Annotated in this window: 15 protein-coding genes; 10 read left to right on the top strand and 5 right to left on the bottom strand. The window is 45.3% G+C overall.

Annotated elements, in window-relative coordinates:
- Positions 1-2: 2 nt before the first annotated feature.
- A complete protein-coding gene (locus ACFSKO_RS14810) occupies positions 3-761 on the bottom strand; it encodes a carcinine hydrolase/isopenicillin-N N-acyltransferase family protein (RefSeq protein ID WP_380252988.1) in 759 nt (252 codons plus the stop codon).
- A gap of 183 nt (positions 762-944) precedes the next feature.
- Positions 945-3,614 carry a preprotein translocase subunit SecA gene (gene secA, locus ACFSKO_RS14805; RefSeq protein ID WP_380252986.1) on the bottom strand — a complete coding sequence of 890 codons (2,670 nt, stop codon included), beginning with the start codon at positions 3,612-3,614 and terminating at the stop codon, positions 945-947.
- Between the two features lie 234 nt (positions 3,615-3,848).
- Between secA and ACFSKO_RS14800 the strand changes: the two genes are divergently transcribed.
- From ACFSKO_RS14800 to ACFSKO_RS14780, 5 genes are all read left to right on the top strand, one after another.
- A complete protein-coding gene (locus ACFSKO_RS14800) occupies positions 3,849-5,153 on the top strand; it encodes a peptidylprolyl isomerase (RefSeq protein ID WP_380252984.1) in 1,305 nt (434 codons plus the stop codon).
- Positions 5,154-5,311: 158 nt separating this feature from the next.
- A complete protein-coding gene (locus ACFSKO_RS14795; protein WP_380252982.1) occupies positions 5,312-6,310 on the top strand; it encodes a peptidylprolyl isomerase in 999 nt (332 codons plus the stop codon).
- Between the two features lie 112 nt (positions 6,311-6,422).
- A complete protein-coding gene (argJ, locus tag ACFSKO_RS14790) occupies positions 6,423-7,655 on the top strand; it encodes a bifunctional glutamate N-acetyltransferase/amino-acid acetyltransferase ArgJ (RefSeq protein WP_380252980.1) in 1,233 nt (410 codons plus the stop codon).
- A 36-nt stretch (positions 7,656-7,691) separates the two neighbouring features.
- The gene (mutT, locus tag ACFSKO_RS14785; protein ID WP_380253128.1) at positions 7,692-8,129 is read left to right on the top strand and encodes an 8-oxo-dGTP diphosphatase MutT; all 438 of its coding nucleotides are present in this window, start codon (positions 7,692-7,694) and stop codon (positions 8,127-8,129) included.
- 121 nt (positions 8,130-8,250) lie between these two features.
- Positions 8,251-8,520: a ribbon-helix-helix domain-containing protein gene (locus tag ACFSKO_RS14780; protein ID WP_380252978.1), complete on the top strand. Its 270-nt coding sequence runs from the start codon at positions 8,251-8,253 to the stop codon at positions 8,518-8,520.
- 90 nt (positions 8,521-8,610) lie between these two features.
- Here the strand turns inward: ACFSKO_RS14780 and ACFSKO_RS14775 are convergent, their stop codons facing one another.
- Positions 8,611-9,510, bottom strand: a complete 900-nt coding sequence (locus ACFSKO_RS14775; RefSeq protein WP_380252976.1) for a methyltransferase domain-containing protein — start codon at positions 9,508-9,510, stop codon at positions 8,611-8,613.
- Positions 9,511-9,664: 154 nt separating this feature from the next.
- On the opposite strand from ACFSKO_RS14775, the gene ACFSKO_RS14770 reads away from it, so the two are divergent.
- From ACFSKO_RS14770 to ACFSKO_RS14760, 3 genes are all read left to right on the top strand, one after another.
- Positions 9,665-10,441: a ComF family protein gene (locus ACFSKO_RS14770; RefSeq protein WP_380252974.1), complete on the top strand. Its 777-nt coding sequence runs from the start codon at positions 9,665-9,667 to the stop codon at positions 10,439-10,441.
- 119 nt (positions 10,442-10,560) lie between these two features.
- Positions 10,561-10,830 carry a glutaredoxin 3 gene (grxC, locus tag ACFSKO_RS14765; RefSeq protein ID WP_380252972.1) on the top strand — a complete coding sequence of 90 codons (270 nt, stop codon included), beginning with the start codon at positions 10,561-10,563 and terminating at the stop codon, positions 10,828-10,830.
- Positions 10,827-11,645, top strand: a complete 819-nt coding sequence (locus ACFSKO_RS14760) for a carbon-nitrogen hydrolase family protein (RefSeq protein ID WP_380252970.1) — start codon at positions 10,827-10,829, stop codon at positions 11,643-11,645. The genes grxC and ACFSKO_RS14760 overlap by 4 nt, the downstream gene beginning before the upstream one ends.
- A 60-nt stretch (positions 11,646-11,705) precedes the next feature.
- Here ACFSKO_RS14760 and ACFSKO_RS14755 read toward each other — a convergent pair whose 3' ends face one another.
- Positions 11,706-12,218 (bottom strand): class I SAM-dependent methyltransferase, encoded by a 513-nt coding sequence (locus ACFSKO_RS14755; protein WP_380252968.1) that lies wholly within the window; start codon positions 12,216-12,218, stop codon positions 11,706-11,708.
- 169 nt (positions 12,219-12,387) lie between these two features.
- On the opposite strand from ACFSKO_RS14755, the gene ACFSKO_RS14750 reads away from it, so the two are divergent.
- On the top strand, positions 12,388-12,807 hold the full coding sequence (locus ACFSKO_RS14750; RefSeq protein WP_380252966.1) for a DUF1178 family protein: 420 nt from the start codon (positions 12,388-12,390) through the stop codon (positions 12,805-12,807).
- Positions 12,808-12,931: 124 nt separating this feature from the next.
- Here ACFSKO_RS14750 and ubiG read toward each other — a convergent pair whose 3' ends face one another.
- Entirely contained in the window at positions 12,932-13,723 is a 792-nt protein-coding gene (ubiG, locus tag ACFSKO_RS14745) for a bifunctional 2-polyprenyl-6-hydroxyphenol methylase/3-demethylubiquinol 3-O-methyltransferase UbiG (RefSeq protein WP_380252964.1), read from the bottom strand.
- A gap of 214 nt (positions 13,724-13,937) precedes the next feature.
- Here ubiG and ACFSKO_RS14740 point away from each other — a divergent pair, with 214 nt between their 5' ends.
- Entirely contained in the window at positions 13,938-15,161 is a 1,224-nt protein-coding gene (locus tag ACFSKO_RS14740; protein ID WP_380252962.1) for an aspartate kinase, read from the top strand.
- The last annotated feature ends 93 nt before the right edge of the window (positions 15,162-15,254 follow it).

The raw sequence follows: 15,254 nt of genomic DNA, 5'->3' as shown, positions 1-15,254 counted from the left end.
GCCTAAGAGGCAAAGAGCGTTTGTTTGCTGTATGGAGAGTGCAAACAAGGCTGTCCCTGTAAGCTGTGTAGAGTAACGATGCCCAGCTTGGCATGAAGAATATACGAACAAACCGTTTGGCTGTAAGTATGATTGCAAATACCTGTGGGAGCGCCGTGAGCTGTTTTTGTATCGTGAGAGGCGAGTATGGATTTCAAGGCGTCAAGGGTTTGTGCGTGCTTTAGGCCTTTGGTGATCCATTCGTAACGTCCATAACTATTACTGTTGTTGTTTTCCAGGCCATCTTTTGAGCCATGCAGGTGTTGATGGTTGGTTCGGGTTATGCGTGATGGATTGCGCTCTACCATCAAATTACTGTCACGGATTTCCACAGCAGCCGTTCCTGTCCTATCGGCAAGGATGAGGTTACCCCACCATGAAGGATAGTTGCTGATGCGGCTATTCAGTGCGAGCAGGGCAGTTTCAATGTCGTGCCCTTGGTTCAGGGCAGTCTCTACCAAAATATCGTAGTTGCTGGCTTTTGGACTTGTGATTTGCACATGAGAGTCCGCGACCAGAAGCCCATGTTTGTTGGCGCCAATGGATAAGCCGGAATAAATGTCTTCAACATTAGTGTCAGCCGAGAAGGTTTCTAAACCTTCTGCGCCCCAGATCTTATCCGTGCTCTTGATCCTATCGGTGTAGTCTGGGCGGCTAAAATCCTTGTTCTTAAACAGAAAGTACTCGTCTTTTGAGAGGAAAATTGCGCCGATTGTACACATGAGATCTATAGCCTTTGTTGGTGTTTGGTGTCGGAGTTGGTTTTGCTTTTTTAGAGAAAGGCAAAACTCATCAATGATCAGACTATATTCATCTTACGCGGGGTGGAATCAAAAAAGGGCAGCTAAAGCCGCCCTCTTTGAGGAGTAAAATACTCATATTAGGTTATCTTTATTTTAGGGAACCTAACTCAATTTTCCGTGGCAATGTTTGTATTTTTTGCCGGAACCACAAGGACAGGCCGCATTCCGGCTGGTTTTACCCCAAGTGGAAGGATCTTCCTGATCAAAGGGCTGTGCTGGTGCCGATGGGTTACTTTGGCCGGGTTCCTGACGTGATTCGTGCATCTCTTGTTCCTGACGAGGAACTTCTGCAGATTCTGGTGATTGCAACTCGAAACGGTGCATCAACATGGTCAATTCGTCACGCACGGAATCAAGCATGGCTTCAAACATTTCGAAAGCTTCACGCTTGTATTCGTCTAGTGGGTTCTTTTGCCCATAAGCCCGTAGACCCACTGCTTGTTTGAGATGATCAAGCGAGAGAAGATGTTCTTTCCACTGCTTGTCGAGGACCATGAGAAGAAGTTGTTTCTCAAGCGAACGCATGACTTCTGGGCCATAATTGGCAGCCTTTGCGGCCATTTTTTGATCACTGGCTTGAAGGATACGGTCGAGAATTTCCTGATCGGCAATGCCTTCTTCTTGCGCCCAATCTTTGACGGGAAGGTCCATGGCAACAAGGCGCGTACACTCTTCGTGCAAAGTGCCAAGTTCCCACTGCTCAGCATAGGCATTTGCGGGAATACACTTCGTAACAAGGTCTTCGAGAACTTCATGGCGCATGGAGGCGACAGTATCTTTCACCTCTGCGGCAGACATGACTTCTTTGCGCTGTTCGTAAATGACCTTACGTTGGTCGTTCATGACATCATCAAACTTGAGGATGTTTTTACGAATTTCGAAGTTTCGGGCTTCGACTTTTTTCTGTGCTTTTTCGAGAGCCTTGTTTACCCACGGGTGGATAATGGCTTCGCCGTCTTCAAGGCCCAGTTTCTGTAACATCGTATCCATGCGCTCTGAGCCAAAGATACGCATAAGATCATCTTCGAGACTGAGGAAGAACTTGGAGGCACCGGGATCAGATTGGCGACCAGAACGTCCGCGCAATTGGTTATCAATACGGCGACTTTCGTGGCGTTCACTACCAATCATGAACAAACCACCAGCATCGGTCACAATCACTTTATTTGCAGCAACTTCTGCAATAATCTCATCAGATTTTACTTTGCGTAATGCTTCGTCAGGAATCCCGCCAGCTTCTTGCTCAATACGCATGTCTTCATTGCCGCCGAGTTTAATATCGGTACCACGGCCAGCCATGTTGGTTGCGATGGTTACGGCGCCAGGGGACCCAGCTTGAGAAACAATAATAGCTTCTTGCTCGTGATATCGAGCGTTGAGAACCTTATGTGGGATTTTCTCTTTTGTAAGAAGAGCCGCAAGATACTCAGACTTTTCAATCGTCACAGTACCAACCAAAACAGGCTGTTTACGCGCGTGGCATTCCTTGATTTGCTTGATGATGGCCGTATCTCGTTCAAGCCCAGTCCGATAAACCTCATCGTCGTGGTCAATACGGATACAAGGAAGGTTTGTTGTCATGGAAATAACATCGAGCGAATAGATCGCAGAAAATTCTTCTGCTTCGGTCATCGCTGTACCAGTCATCCCCGCAAGTTTGGGGTAAAGGCGGAAATAATTCTGGAAGGTAATGGATGCAAGAGTTTGATTTTCTTGCTGAACATTAGCGCCTTCTTTGGCTTCAAGGGCTTGGTGTAATCCTTCAGAAAAGCGCCGACCTTCCATCATCCGACCCGTAAACTCGTCAATGATAACAACTTTTTTGTCTTTGACGATGTAATCTTTATCTACTTGGAAGAGCTTATGTGCACGTAATGCTTGATTGATGTGGTGGAGAGTGCTGACATTCTCGATCTCGTAAAGAGAGCCTGTCATAACACCGTCATCGTTGAGTTTTTTCTCGACAAACTCGACGCCTTCATCCGTGAGGGTCACTGAACGAGATTTCTCATCGAGTTCGTAGTGTTCTTCAGCAAGGTGCGGGATGTATTCGTTGATCGTGATGTAACTCTCGGAAGAGTCTTCCGCGGGGCCGGAAATGATCAAGGGTGTTCTGGCTTCATCGATCAGGATAGAATCAACTTCATCGACAATTGCGAAATTAAATTCGCGCTGCACCATTTGATCGATTTCAAACTTCATATTATCGCGAAGATAATCAAAACCGAGCTCGTTGTTTGTCGCGTAGGTAATATCGCAGCTATAGGCGTGATGGCGTTCTTGTTCGCCTTGACCTGGGGTTACACAACCGACAGTCATACCGAGGAATTGATAGATCTGTCCCATCCATGCAGCATCACGATTGGCGAGATAATCGTTCACCGTAACAACGTGGACACCTTTGCGTTGAATAGCATTAAGATAGACAGGTAAGGTCGCAACAAGCGTCTTACCTTCACCGGTTGCCATTTCACTGATCATTCCTCGATGAAGAACAACACCGCCCATCATCTGGACATCGAAATGTCTTAAGCCAAGAGTTCTGCGAGAAGCTTCGCGCACTGTTGCGAAAGCTTCAGGGAGAATATCATCAAGAGTTTCACCCTGCTCAAGACGGGTACGGAACTTCTCTGTTTGCCCTTTTAAGTCATCGTCAGACAAAGCTTCGATAGTAGATTCAAAGCTATTTATAGAAAGGACAATAGAGTTTAGGCCTTTTAGGTAACGGTCGTTGGCAGTGCCAAACATCCGTTTCACAAGCGCGCCGAGCATAGAGAACCCCTTGCGTGAAAACGCAGTTCAAGAATTAGTTAGTAAAAGTCAAAATGAGACATAGGGCTCACATGGGCTCCTGTCAATGTGAAGCTGCTTTTAATGGGGATGAAATACATCTGTGCTATCTTTCTTGTGTGATTGGATGTGGAGCAACGATAGATGCTTTAGGTTGTAGTAACTTTGTTGTAATAAGGATTGATATTTTTTCTGTGCCGATCTGGAGCCCTTGATTTGACTTGTTTTCGCAAAATAGTATCGACTATTACACTGTTGATATCTTTGTCTTTTATTCAGCCTGTATCTGCAGAGCCAGAAAAAGAAAGTACAGAAAAATCTGAACAACGCGAAAGTGGAGGAAAACTTTTACGGTTCCTTTTTGGTGAGGATGATGAAACTGATAGTCAAGACAAAGAGGGCCTTGAACCAACAGAAACTGTCGCGACTCCTTCTGGCAAAGAGACAATTGAAACTGAAGAAACGAATGAACTAATAGTCGTTGTACCTGCAGGAGAAGTCCCCGCAGTATTAACTGTAGAGCCTCTAAAGAGTGATGTGGTTAAAAAGGAAACACCAACCGCTGTCGATGTCCCTGGGCAGGAACGAGAAGGGTTAACACCTCCTCCAGGCTTTACGGATAGTGTTCCTACAAACGATGCCGAGAAAATTGAAAAGGGTCCCGTAAAAGATATCGTTGTCGAACAACTTCCTGCAACACCAACTCTATCTGGTAGCGAGACGGTTGCCATTGAACCTAGGTCAGAAAAAGAAACTTCTAAAGAATTGGAGTTGAACCGCTTGTCCAAAGAGAACCCTGTTGTTGCGATTGTCGAGGGTGATCGGATCTATTGGGAAGATATCATGCAAGCTGCGCGAAAATTACCTGAGCAATATCAAGGAAACTTAGAAACGATGTTTCCTCTTCTTCTCGATCGCGCGATTGATTTAAAATTACTTGCTCACGCGGGGGCAGATGCCGATGTTGACCGTGATGAAGCTGTGAAAAGAAAGTTAGCACTTGCCGAGGAAAAAATTATACGCGACGCCTTTCTTGAGCAAAAACTGAATGAGATGATTTCGGAAAGTATGCTGAAAGACCGCTATTTTAGCCTATTGCGAGAGAATATAATCAATGCAGAGATCCGCGCACGGCATATACTGGTCGAGACACGGAATGAAGCGTTGGCTTTGATTATCGCTCTTGAAAACGGCGCAAATTTCCCTCTTCTTGCGAAGAAATTTTCGCGCGGACCTTCTGCTGATAAAGGCGGGGATCTTGGCTGGTTTCGTCGTAAAGACATGGACCCTGAATTTGCAGCTTCAGCCTTTAATTTAAAAAAAGGGCAGTTTACTCAAACGCCAGTTTCAACTGAATTTGGTTGGCATGTTATTCTACTTGAGGATAAGAGGGACGTTAAACAGCCCACTTTTGAATCCATGCGTGCGGAAATAAAAAAAATCGTAAGTCGCGATTTGATTGCGGTGATGGTAAGGGAACTTAGGGAAGATGCTGATATCTCAGTATTTCCAGCAAAATAAGTAATAAACTTAGGTGGTAATAATAAAATTAGAAGTAGCCATTCTCTTGACACAGTCTTGAGATCACCTGCTGATCGACAAAAGGGGATTATGTGGCTAAAACCAATCCCCGTATTATATATAACCCATATTATAAATAACTAGGAGTTATCTCTAAGATGTCTGCAAAACAGATTTTGTTCCCACTTATTGGCGGTGCGGCCCTGCTTGGTGCAGCCTATGTTGGATTTAACTACGGGCAGCAAGGGGGAACTCTTCCATTTTTAAGCGGGGCGACATTCTCAGAATCTCCTAGCGAAACCCCTGCTGCAGATGACCCAATTATGGCTAAAGTCGGGGATGTCATTATTCGTCGGTCCGAAGTTGTGAAGTTTGCTGAAAGCATTCCAAATATTCCTCAAGCCCAGATCGAGTTGATTTTACCTGAATTGGTCGGGCAGGTTGTTGACTTAAAACTCATCTCTCAAAAAGCGAATACTTCTGGTCTTGAACAGGATCCGGAAGTGCTAAAACGTATTGGTGATATTAAAGAAAGAATTCTTGTTGAGGTCTTTCTAAATCGTGCGCTTGAAAAGGAAGTTACGGATGATGCTGTGGAAAAAGCCTATCAGGCTTATCTATTGGAAAATCCAGCTGTCCGCGAAGTTTCAGCCCGCCACATTCTTGTTGAAGATGAAGAAACTGGTAAAGACCTGATTAAGCAACTTGATGCGGGTGCTGATTTTGTATCCTTGGCAAAAGAGCACTCTACTGGCCCAAGTGGTCCCGGTGGTGGAGATCTCGGCTTTTTCCGCGCAGAGCAGATGGTTAAGCCATTCTCTGATGCTGCTTTTGGGATGAAACCTGGGGATCATTCTGCGACGCCTGTGCAATCACAGTTCGGTTGGCATGTAATCAAGGTTGAGAAAGAACGCGATTCCGAGCAACCAACAAAAGAAGCGTTGGATGGTCAACTTCGTGGCGAACTTTCAAGAACAGCTTATCAGGCGATTGTTGATGGCCTGAAAGAAGGTGTTGAAATTGAAATTGTTGGTGCTGAGCCCGAAATCGCACCAGAAGAAACCGCACCAGAAGAAACCGCACCAGAAGAAAATGTAACTGAAGAAAATGCAGAAGAAGGCACTTCAGAAGAAGCAGATAAACCTGCTACTGAATAATACTTGAAGAGTGAAATAAAAAAGCCCGGTTCCTAATTCCGGGCTTTTTTACCTTTGGGTATATTTGCTAAAAAGATATGTCTGGACGTTAATTTTATTTGAGGATGATGCCATGGAGCTTCTAAAATCTCCACTTGCCCCTGCGAACTTTCCTAATATGCCCGCTATTGATGGTGTTCAGCTTTCAACACGAGCTTGTGGGATTAAATATCAGGGACGTAAAGATGTTCTCTTGATGGCGTTTGATGAAGGTTCAACAATTGGTGGCGTCCTCACTAAATCTTTAACGTGCTCTGCGCCGGTTGAATGCTGTCAAGAACACCTAAAGTTCGGACAAGCCCGTGCGATAGTTGTGAACTCGGGTAATGCCAATGCCTTTACTGGTAAGTTGGGGAATGCCTCTGTTTCACGTACTGTCGCTGCGACGGCAGCTGAGCTGGGGTGCGCAAAAGAAAGCATTTTTGTTGCCTCAACGGGGGTCATCGGTGAGCCTCTACCTGATGAGCGGATCACTTCTGCTCTTGGTCAGCTTAAATCTGATTTGTCTAGCGATCATTGGCAGGCTGCTGCCGAAGCAATTATGACGACAGACACCTTTGCCAAAGGGGCGAGTGTTAAAACTCAAGTAGGCGGTAAGACTGTTACGATTAATGGTATTGCCAAAGGGTCAGGCATGATTGCGCCTGATATGGCTACAATGTTGAGCTTTATCGCAACTGACGCCGCTCTTTCTTCTGCAGTGGTTCAATCTTTGATTTCCCGTGGTGCTGACCTGTCGTTTAATGCCATTACAGTCGATAGCGATACATCAACAAGTGATACAGTGCTTCTCTGTGCTACAGGAAAAGCTGGCAATGCAATTTACCAGGATATCAACGCACCTGAGTTGGCTGATTTTGTATCAGCGCTCAATGGACTTTTAAGAGACCTCGCCCATCAAGTCGTTCGAGATGGTGAGGGCGCAAGTAAGTTTGTCAGTATTTTTGTATCTGGCGCCGAAAGCGATACTGCGGCTAAAAAAATAGGCCTGGCGATTGCGAATTCTCCTTTGGTTAAAACCGCTATTGCCGGGGAAGACGCCAATTGGGGGCGCGTAGTAATGGCTGTTGGAAAATCCGGCGAACGAGCCGATCGGGATAAGCTATCGATTGCCATGGGCGGTGTAATAATCGCAAAAGATGGACAAAGGGTTGAAGGCTTTGATGAGGGCCCTGTTGCTCAGCATATGAAGGGGCAAGATATCGAAGTTGCTGTCGATGTTGGAATTTGTACTGGAAGCGCAACAGTTTGGACTTGTGATTTAACACATGGTTATATTGAAATTAATGCTGATTATCGCAGCTAATTAGAGACGAATTTTATGAGTTCTGCCGAAGAAGATATGGGATGTTGGGCTGCCGAAAAAAGAGCTGACAGGGCGAGGCCAATTGTACTGGTCGCGGCCGCGGCTTTGGTGGATTCTGACGGCCGGGTGTTGTTGGCACAGCGTCCGGAAGGTAAGTCGATGGCCGGGCTATGGGAATTTCCGGGAGGCAAGGTTGAGGCAGGTGAAACACCAGAACAGGCTTTGGTTCGAGAGTTGAAAGAAGAGCTTGGTATCGATACCCGATCTAGTTGTCTTGCTCCAATTGCTTTTGCATCACATAGTTATGATGATTTTCATCTCTTGATGCCCTTGTTTGCTTGTCGAATATGGGAGGGGAATGTGACCGCTCTTGAGGGGCAGAAATTCGCGTGGGTGCGCCCCATGCGTCTTCGTGATTATGATATGCCTCCCGCTGATGAGCCTCTAGTAGCATTGTTGCGAGATTTACTGTAAAATAAATTTCTCGGAGCTAAAAAGCATACTCATATTTTATTAATTGTCGTCTGAGTGTGGTATTTTAGCTAACTAATGGGGGGTGTTTTCGGAAGGTTAATCCGAAAATAATGGAGGGTGTATGTCTACACTGGTAAATAGAAATATCACCCTAAAGGGGAGACGTACGTCCTTACGCCTAGAGCCGGACATGTGGGACGCACTTTTTGAAATATGCATCCGGGAGGATTGTCACATCAGTAATCTGTGTACAACGATTGATGATGCTAAAGCAGGATCCTCGCTTACAGCAGCGATAAGGGTTTTTATCCTTATCTATTTCCGTAATGCTGCCTTTGCCATTGGTTATGAACAGGTTTCTGAACCAGTTTTACTCGGTGAAGCCATATAGCACGAGCCTTGCTTAACGCAGAGGATGGCAAGTGCTCTCGAATTCATTACAGTATGAGGTAAAGACGAAAGAGCCTAGCGATGACGCAATTTAGTTTATTTTAGTTTCGTTTGTCTCAAGAAAATCAGCCAGGCGGCTTGTTGCTGTCCCAGGACGCAGAGGCTGTTGTTGTGAGCTGTGGGGTGCCCATCCTGCCAAATAGATGATATCGAAAGTTGCCGTTATGCGGCCTTCTTTATCTTGAAACCTTTCTTGATAAATCTGTGCCGCTTTCAAGAGTGTTTCCCGGCGGGTAAAAGTTTTACGCCGATTGTGTATAGCATTGGTTTCCCCCATTCCCCTGAGTTCTTTCATAAGTTCGAAAGCGGAGGCATAACTTACTTCTATTCGGTCATAGTCTGCGACGGGAAGGGCAAAGCCAGCACGTTGTAACAGGGCACCAGCATCACGAACATCGATGAGGGGAGACACCCTTGGGCTGACACCTCCTTCGACTTCCATCTCTGCTTCCATCAAAGCAGCCCTTAGTTCTTTGAGTGTTTCCCCGCCGAACATCGCAGATAAAAATAACCCATTGGGTTTGAGGCAACGATTTGTTTGTAGAAGGGCACCGGGAAGATCGTTAACCCAGTGCAGGCAAAGGTTACTGATAATCAGATCATAGCTTTGGGGCTCAAAGGATAAAATTTCGTCGACAATTTCAATTGGAATGTCTGTGGTATCTGGACTCTTGTTGTCTTGGGACGTTCTTTTGAACATCGAAGACGTGAACTGTTCGATTCCACCGCGAGGTCCTAGAGTTTTAGAGAGGATGGAATGATTTGATCCGAGATTTAGAGCCGTCGGAAAGCTTCGTGCAATATCGAGCAGCCGATCGCCCAGCCGATCTGCGACTTCTTCGAAAAGGAAGGCGTGATTACTGAAGCCTGGTTTGGCGCGTTGACGATGGAGGTCGACTGAGTTGTGATCAAAGATATAAATGTCGGTCATCGTTAACGGCTCAAGCTGATTAAGATTTTTCTGGTTATAGCAGATTGCCTTTTAATAACCAGAGCAATTAATGACTTGTATAGCTGCTCTCGGTTTTAGGGTGGCGCTAAATCATAAACTTTACGCTAAGGGTGTGCCGTATTAACTTCACTAAATGGTGGATTTTTTAAAGTTTGTCTCTCGCTCCGTGCCTGAAGCTGTTTTGAGCCTTGTCTCCGGCATCGTTGATTATGCGCTTCCTCCTGTTTGCGGTAATTGTCAGGAGCCAGTTTTAAACAGTAACGGTATATGTGGGGTATGTTGGGCATCTTTGACGTTCATATCTGATCCTTGTTGTGTGTGTTGTGGTTATCCTTTCGATTACTTTGTAAAAGACGATGTCCTTTGTGGTGAGTGCCTCAGATCACCTAAATCGTTTGATCGTTGTCGGTCTGCCTTGTCTTATGATGATCACAGTAAAAATATGATTATCGGATTTAAGCATGCTGACAGAACTTATCTGACGAAGCTTTTTACGAGGTGGATTGCGCTTGTCGGTAAGGAGATCCTAATGGATGTTGACTTCATCTCGCCTGTGCCTCTTCATCCGAGAAGGCTTTTAGCTCGACGTTATAACCAGTCAGGACTTTTGGCCCAAAAAATTGCTTATTCGCATAAAAAAGTATATCTGCCAGACTTGTTGTTGAGGACAAAAAACACTTCTTCACAGGGGCATCTCTCACTGATCAATCGTTGGAAAAATGTCAGAACTGCATTTGAAATCAATCCCAAGTACGCAGATTGTATAAGAAATAAAAATATAATTTTGATTGATGATGTCTATACGACCGGGGCAACGTTAGAAGCCTGTAGTCGGGTTCTCAAAAAGCAGAAGGTGGCAAAAATTAACGTGTTGGTACTCTCGCGGGTTCTCAAAGAAAGTGGAAGCTGAAGGGAAAAAATGATCCTTGCACTGTACATTTTCAAAATATCACCTAAATATTGCCTCTAACGCGTAAGTAAGATTGAACGTGCTAATATTATTTTGCATTTGGAAAAGGATTTTTTCGTATGGCTGAGGTTGTTGTTTATTCTAGTATGCTGTGCCCTTATTGTTCTCGTGCAAAAAAGCTACTGAAGGCTAAAGGCGTTGCATTTGAAGAAATCGATATAATGATGCAACCGCGCCGCAAATCTGAAATGATGGAAAAGGCCGGAGGTCGAACATCTGTCCCTCAGATATTTATTGATGGAGAGCATATTGGCGGGTGTGACGAACTGATGGCTTTGGAAGGCGCTGGTCTTCTCGATGGTAAATTGGAAACAAGGAAAGCTTCTTGAGTAAATTTAGGGCGGCCTGTGTCCAACTCACAGCTGGAAGAGATGATGAGATCACGCTAATAACGGCCTGTGATCTTATTCGCCAGGCGCATGCAGGGGGGGCGAACTACGTTCAGACACCTGAATGCACCACGATGATGGAGCCAGATAAAAAGCTGACGCTTGAAAAAGCTCTTCCTGAAAATGATCACCCTTCGATTAAGGCTTTTTCTGCCCTGGCGAAAGAGCTTGGGATTTGGTTGCATATTGGCTCTTTGATTGTTGGAACAGAAGAGAGGCGGGCCGCTAACAGGGCTTTTTTGTTTAATCCCCAGGGTGAGATCAAGGCGCGCTACGACAAAATTCATATGTTTGACGTTGAAATTCCTGATGGGCAATCATATCGAGAGTCCGCAACTTTCAGGCCTGGTGAAAAAGCTGTTGTGACGGACCTGCCGTGGGCGACGCTGGGGCTGGCGATCTGCTACGATGTTCGGTTCCCTTATCTTTTCAGAGCCCAAGCCAAACGCGGCGCACAAATCTTAACGGCACCAGCTGCTTTTACCAAATTTACTGGCGAAGCCCATTGGCACACATTGCTTAAAGCTCGAGCTATAGAAAACGGCTGCTTTGTTATTGCTGCAGGGCAGTGTGGTGTACATGCTGAAGGACGTGAAACTTATGGACACTCCCTTATTGTTGCTCCTTGGGGAGAGGTCTTGGCTGATGGTGGCAGCGAACCTGGTGTGATCTTTGCGGATATTGATTTGGACAGGATGAAACAGGCCCGGGATATGGTGCCTTCAATAGATCATGATCGTGAGTTTTCGTTTTGAATTAAGTCGCCAATTGTAAATGCTTAGTGAAAACCGTTCCACAATGTTCTCTAGATTGTATCATTTAAGGCGTGTTGCACAAATCCGTTGAACAACAGCAGGTTTGGGGGTCCCTATTATGGCTTCTTCATAAGCTGTAATGGATAATGTCCCGTGAAAACAGTCGAGAAGCTCCTGAGAATGTAAAAGGAACTTTGGCTTGCTTGGTCGACCAAAATGTTCGTTACCTTCCATAAATGTCTCGTAAATAAGTATCCCACCGATACTTAAAAGATCTGGTAGGAGTGGCAACAAAGGACGAAATAGATAGTTGGTCACAACAATACCGCCATACTGTTTACCGGCTAATGGAAAAGGTGAGCCATCTTCTAAATCAGCAGTAATTACTTCTGCACCAGGCAAGTCTTTTATGTCCGCAAGGCCTTCGGTGTTTTTATCCAAGGCGGATACGTAATGTCCTGCCATAAGAAACAAGCGGGCGTGACGTCCAGAACCACAAGCTAAATCTAAAACATTAGATCCTTCAGGAATATGCGGAGCAAAACGGAGAACCCAAGGAGAAGGTGCAGTCATAATTCTAACCAACCAAGTTAATGTATGATATGATTTGGTTACTCCTCAATAAGCCTCAAGGCAATAATTTCTCGTCGGGACTAATTTTTAAGTCTAGCTTGACCAAAGAGGATCTCTTCGGCAATAAACTCAGGGTTATGGGTATTGGTATGTTTGAAACGGAATTAGTATGATTCTTTTCGATTTGAAATGCGAAAATAATCACGTTTTTGAAGCTTGGTTTAAGGACAGTGAGGCTTTTAAAAAGCAATCTGAGAGAGGTATTGTTACGTGCCCGAGCTGTAATTCTTCTGCTGTTACAAAGGCCTTGATGGCACCCAACGTTAGCCTTGCCAACAGTGAGAAGAAGAGAGCCTCAACAAGTGACTTGGCTAAAGCCCAGAAGTTGCTAAGTGAAGCACAGAAGGTCGTCGAAGATAACTTTGATTACGTTGGTAAAGATTTTGCCAAAGAAGCGCGCAAAATCCATTACGGTGAATCAGATAAAAAGAACATTTATGGTGAAGCGACTGAAAAGGATAGCAAAAGGCTGAAAGAGGAGGGAATTGCTTTTAATCAGATTCCCTGGAAGCCGAAGGCTGACGCATAATAGTTAAGCCGAAGGCTGACACTTAAAAGCCAAACTGAGGGCCGACATAAACCGCTAATATTAAGGCTAAGGTATCGTGTTCAGATCCTAAGTATCTGATGTTTTTAGATGAGAACGAATCTGCTTAACCGATCTTTTCTGCAATCAGCATGTAATTTACATCCAGATCTTTGGCATCGTGTAACCATTTGTCTAAAACTGGATTGTAAATGATACCCATCAAATCTTGAGTTTCCAAACCATTGCGGCGTAAGACATCCACAAATTCTGAAGGTTTGAGGAATTTTTTCCACTCGTGGGTCCCTTTCGGTACCCAACGTAATAGATACTCAGCTCCGATAATGGCCAAAAGATAAGATTTTTTGGTGCGATTCAGGGTTGAGCCAAACATGACGCCGCCTGGTTTTACCAGAGCTGCGCATGAGGTGGTGTAAGCTTCGACATCAGCGACATGTTCGATGACTTCCATATTGATCACAACATCATAAGTTGCGCCTGTTTCAACCAAATCCTCAGCAGTCATGTGTCTGTAGTCCATATCGAGACCGCCGTCTTCTGCGTGAAGGCGTGCAATTTCTATGTTGCGGTGGGACGCGTCGATACTGGTGACTGTTGCCCCAAGCCTTGTCAGAGGTTCTGAAAGAAGTCCGCCACCACAACCAATATCGAGGATCGTCAAACCTTTTAGGGGATTGATGTCTTTGATATCGCGGCCATGCCGTTTTGCAAGGTGATCGCGAATATAGCTGATGCGCACGGGATTGAGTTGATGTAGCGGCTTGAACTTACCTAAAGGATCCCACCATTCGTCCGCCATTGCTGCGAATTTTGAAATTTCCTGTGGATCAACCGTGATCCCCGCAGCATCATCTTTTGTGGGGGTTTCGGTTTGGATTATCTTTTTTTTAGCCATCATGGTCCGGTGTACTCAGGTATTGTACGTTTTAAGGGCGCATAGAAACAAATTATACATAATTCGCGTGTGAAACTCGTCGTTTTTTAACATGCAATTACTTGATTCGAAGAGTTGTGCAGAGTATGGATATGTCCAGCCTTTAGAGCAACCGTTTCAAGGCGGTTTTTCGCGGAGGTTTGTGTAAATTTAAAATTTCCTTACAGGAAGAGTCCCGATGGCCCGAGTCGTAATGAAATTCGGCGGTACCTCGGTCGCGGATCTCGATCGAATCAGGAACGCAGCACAGCGCGTGAAAAGAGAAGTCGAGTCCGGTAATGAGGTTGCGGTAGTAGTTTCCGCAATGGCTGGTGTAACCAACCAACTAGTCGATTATGTTCAAAGTGCAGGATCGTTATATGATCTGCGCGAGTATGATACGGTTGTATCTTCTGGTGAGCAGGTAACATCTGGCTTGCTTTCAATCGTGCTTCAAGACATGGGTATCAATGCTCGGTCCTGGCTCGGTTGGCAGGGACCGATAATTACTAATGATGCTCATGGTAGTGCGCGTATCGAGCGCATAGAAGTTGATGATATTATTCGTCGTTTTGGTGAGGGGCAGGTAGCGGTCTTTGCTGGTTTCCAGGGTGTGGGTCCGGATGGACGTATTTCGACCTTGGGACGCGGTGGATCCGACACATCGGCCGTGGCTATTGCGGCTGCTTTGAAAGCTGATCGCTGCGATATTTATACGGACGTGGATGGTATTTATACAACCGACCCCCGTATCGTCGCCAAAGCGCGTAAAATGGATAAAATCACCTATGAAGAGATGCTCGAACTTGCATCTCAAGGTGCAAAAGTATTGCAAACCCGCTCGGTCGAAATGGCCATGAAACACGGGGTGCGTGTACAGGTTCTCTCAAGCTTTGAAGATAAGCCGGGAACCCTAGTCGTAGACGAGGATGAAATCGTGGAACAGGCAATTGTTAGTGGTATCGCCTATAATCGTGACGAGGCGAAGGTAACTCTGCGCAGCGTTAGAGATACACCAGGCGTCGCCGCCAGTATTTTTGGCCCGCTTATGGCTGCGGCCATTAACGTGGATATGATTGTTCAAAATATTTCTGCGGATAAAAAAACCACAGATATGACTTTCACCGTTGCTAAGGCTGATCTTAATCGTGCCATCAGCGTGCTAGAAGACAAGAGCAATGGCCTTACTTATGATAGTCTGGATTCTGATCCTTCTGTTGCTAAGATTTCGGTCATCGGCGTCGGTATGCGATCTCACGCCGGGGTTGCTCAAAAAATGTTTTCTGCCTTGGCTGATAAGGGAATCAATATCGAAGTTATTTCAACTTCTGAAATCAAAATTTCAGTTCTTGTCGCTGAAGAATACACCGAGCTTGCTCTTCGTAGTCTTCACACCGCTTATGGATTGGATTCAGAAGACTAATCTTGGATCTGTAGTTACGAGAGTAACTTTGCCAAGAACAGTGATGAGAATTGTTATGATCAGGTAGTTGGCAAATTTCGCCTTCGGCCTGAT

This window comes from Kiloniella antarctica (assembly GCF_042682825.1).
Taxonomy (GTDB): Bacteria; Pseudomonadota; Alphaproteobacteria; order Kiloniellales; family Kiloniellaceae; genus Kiloniella; species Kiloniella antarctica.
The sequence above is the reverse complement of the archived record's forward strand: the minus strand, read 5'-3'. Positions and strand labels throughout refer to the sequence as shown.

Bases quoted from the DNA above. Each gene is read 5' to 3' on its own strand.
- ACFSKO_RS14810 (WP_380252988.1), bottom strand. From the start codon at position 761: ATGTGTACAATCGGCGCAATTTTCCTCTCAAAAGACGAGTACTTTCTG.
- secA (WP_380252986.1), bottom strand. From the start codon at position 3,614: ATGCTCGGCGCGCTTGTGAAACGGATGTTTGGCACTGCCAACGACCGT.
- ACFSKO_RS14795 (WP_380252982.1), top strand. From the start codon at position 5,312: ATGTCTGCAAAACAGATTTTGTTCCCACTTATTGGCGGTGCGGCCCTG.
- argJ (WP_380252980.1), top strand. From the start codon at position 6,423: ATGGAGCTTCTAAAATCTCCACTTGCCCCTGCGAACTTTCCTAATATG.
- mutT (WP_380253128.1), top strand. From the start codon at position 7,692: ATGGGATGTTGGGCTGCCGAAAAAAGAGCTGACAGGGCGAGGCCAATT.
- ACFSKO_RS14780 (WP_380252978.1), top strand. From the start codon at position 8,251: ATGTCTACACTGGTAAATAGAAATATCACCCTAAAGGGGAGACGTACG.
- ACFSKO_RS14775 (WP_380252976.1), bottom strand. From the start codon at position 9,510: ATGACCGACATTTATATCTTTGATCACAACTCAGTCGACCTCCATCGT.
- ACFSKO_RS14770 (WP_380252974.1), top strand. From the start codon at position 9,665: ATGGTGGATTTTTTAAAGTTTGTCTCTCGCTCCGTGCCTGAAGCTGTT.
- grxC (WP_380252972.1), top strand. From the start codon at position 10,561: ATGGCTGAGGTTGTTGTTTATTCTAGTATGCTGTGCCCTTATTGTTCT.
- ACFSKO_RS14755 (WP_380252968.1), bottom strand. From the start codon at position 12,218: ATGACTGCACCTTCTCCTTGGGTTCTCCGTTTTGCTCCGCATATTCCT.
- ACFSKO_RS14750 (WP_380252966.1), top strand. From the start codon at position 12,388: ATGATTCTTTTCGATTTGAAATGCGAAAATAATCACGTTTTTGAAGCT.
- ubiG (WP_380252964.1), bottom strand. From the start codon at position 13,723: ATGATGGCTAAAAAAAAGATAATCCAAACCGAAACCCCCACAAAAGAT.
- ACFSKO_RS14740 (WP_380252962.1), top strand. From the start codon at position 13,938: ATGGCCCGAGTCGTAATGAAATTCGGCGGTACCTCGGTCGCGGATCTC.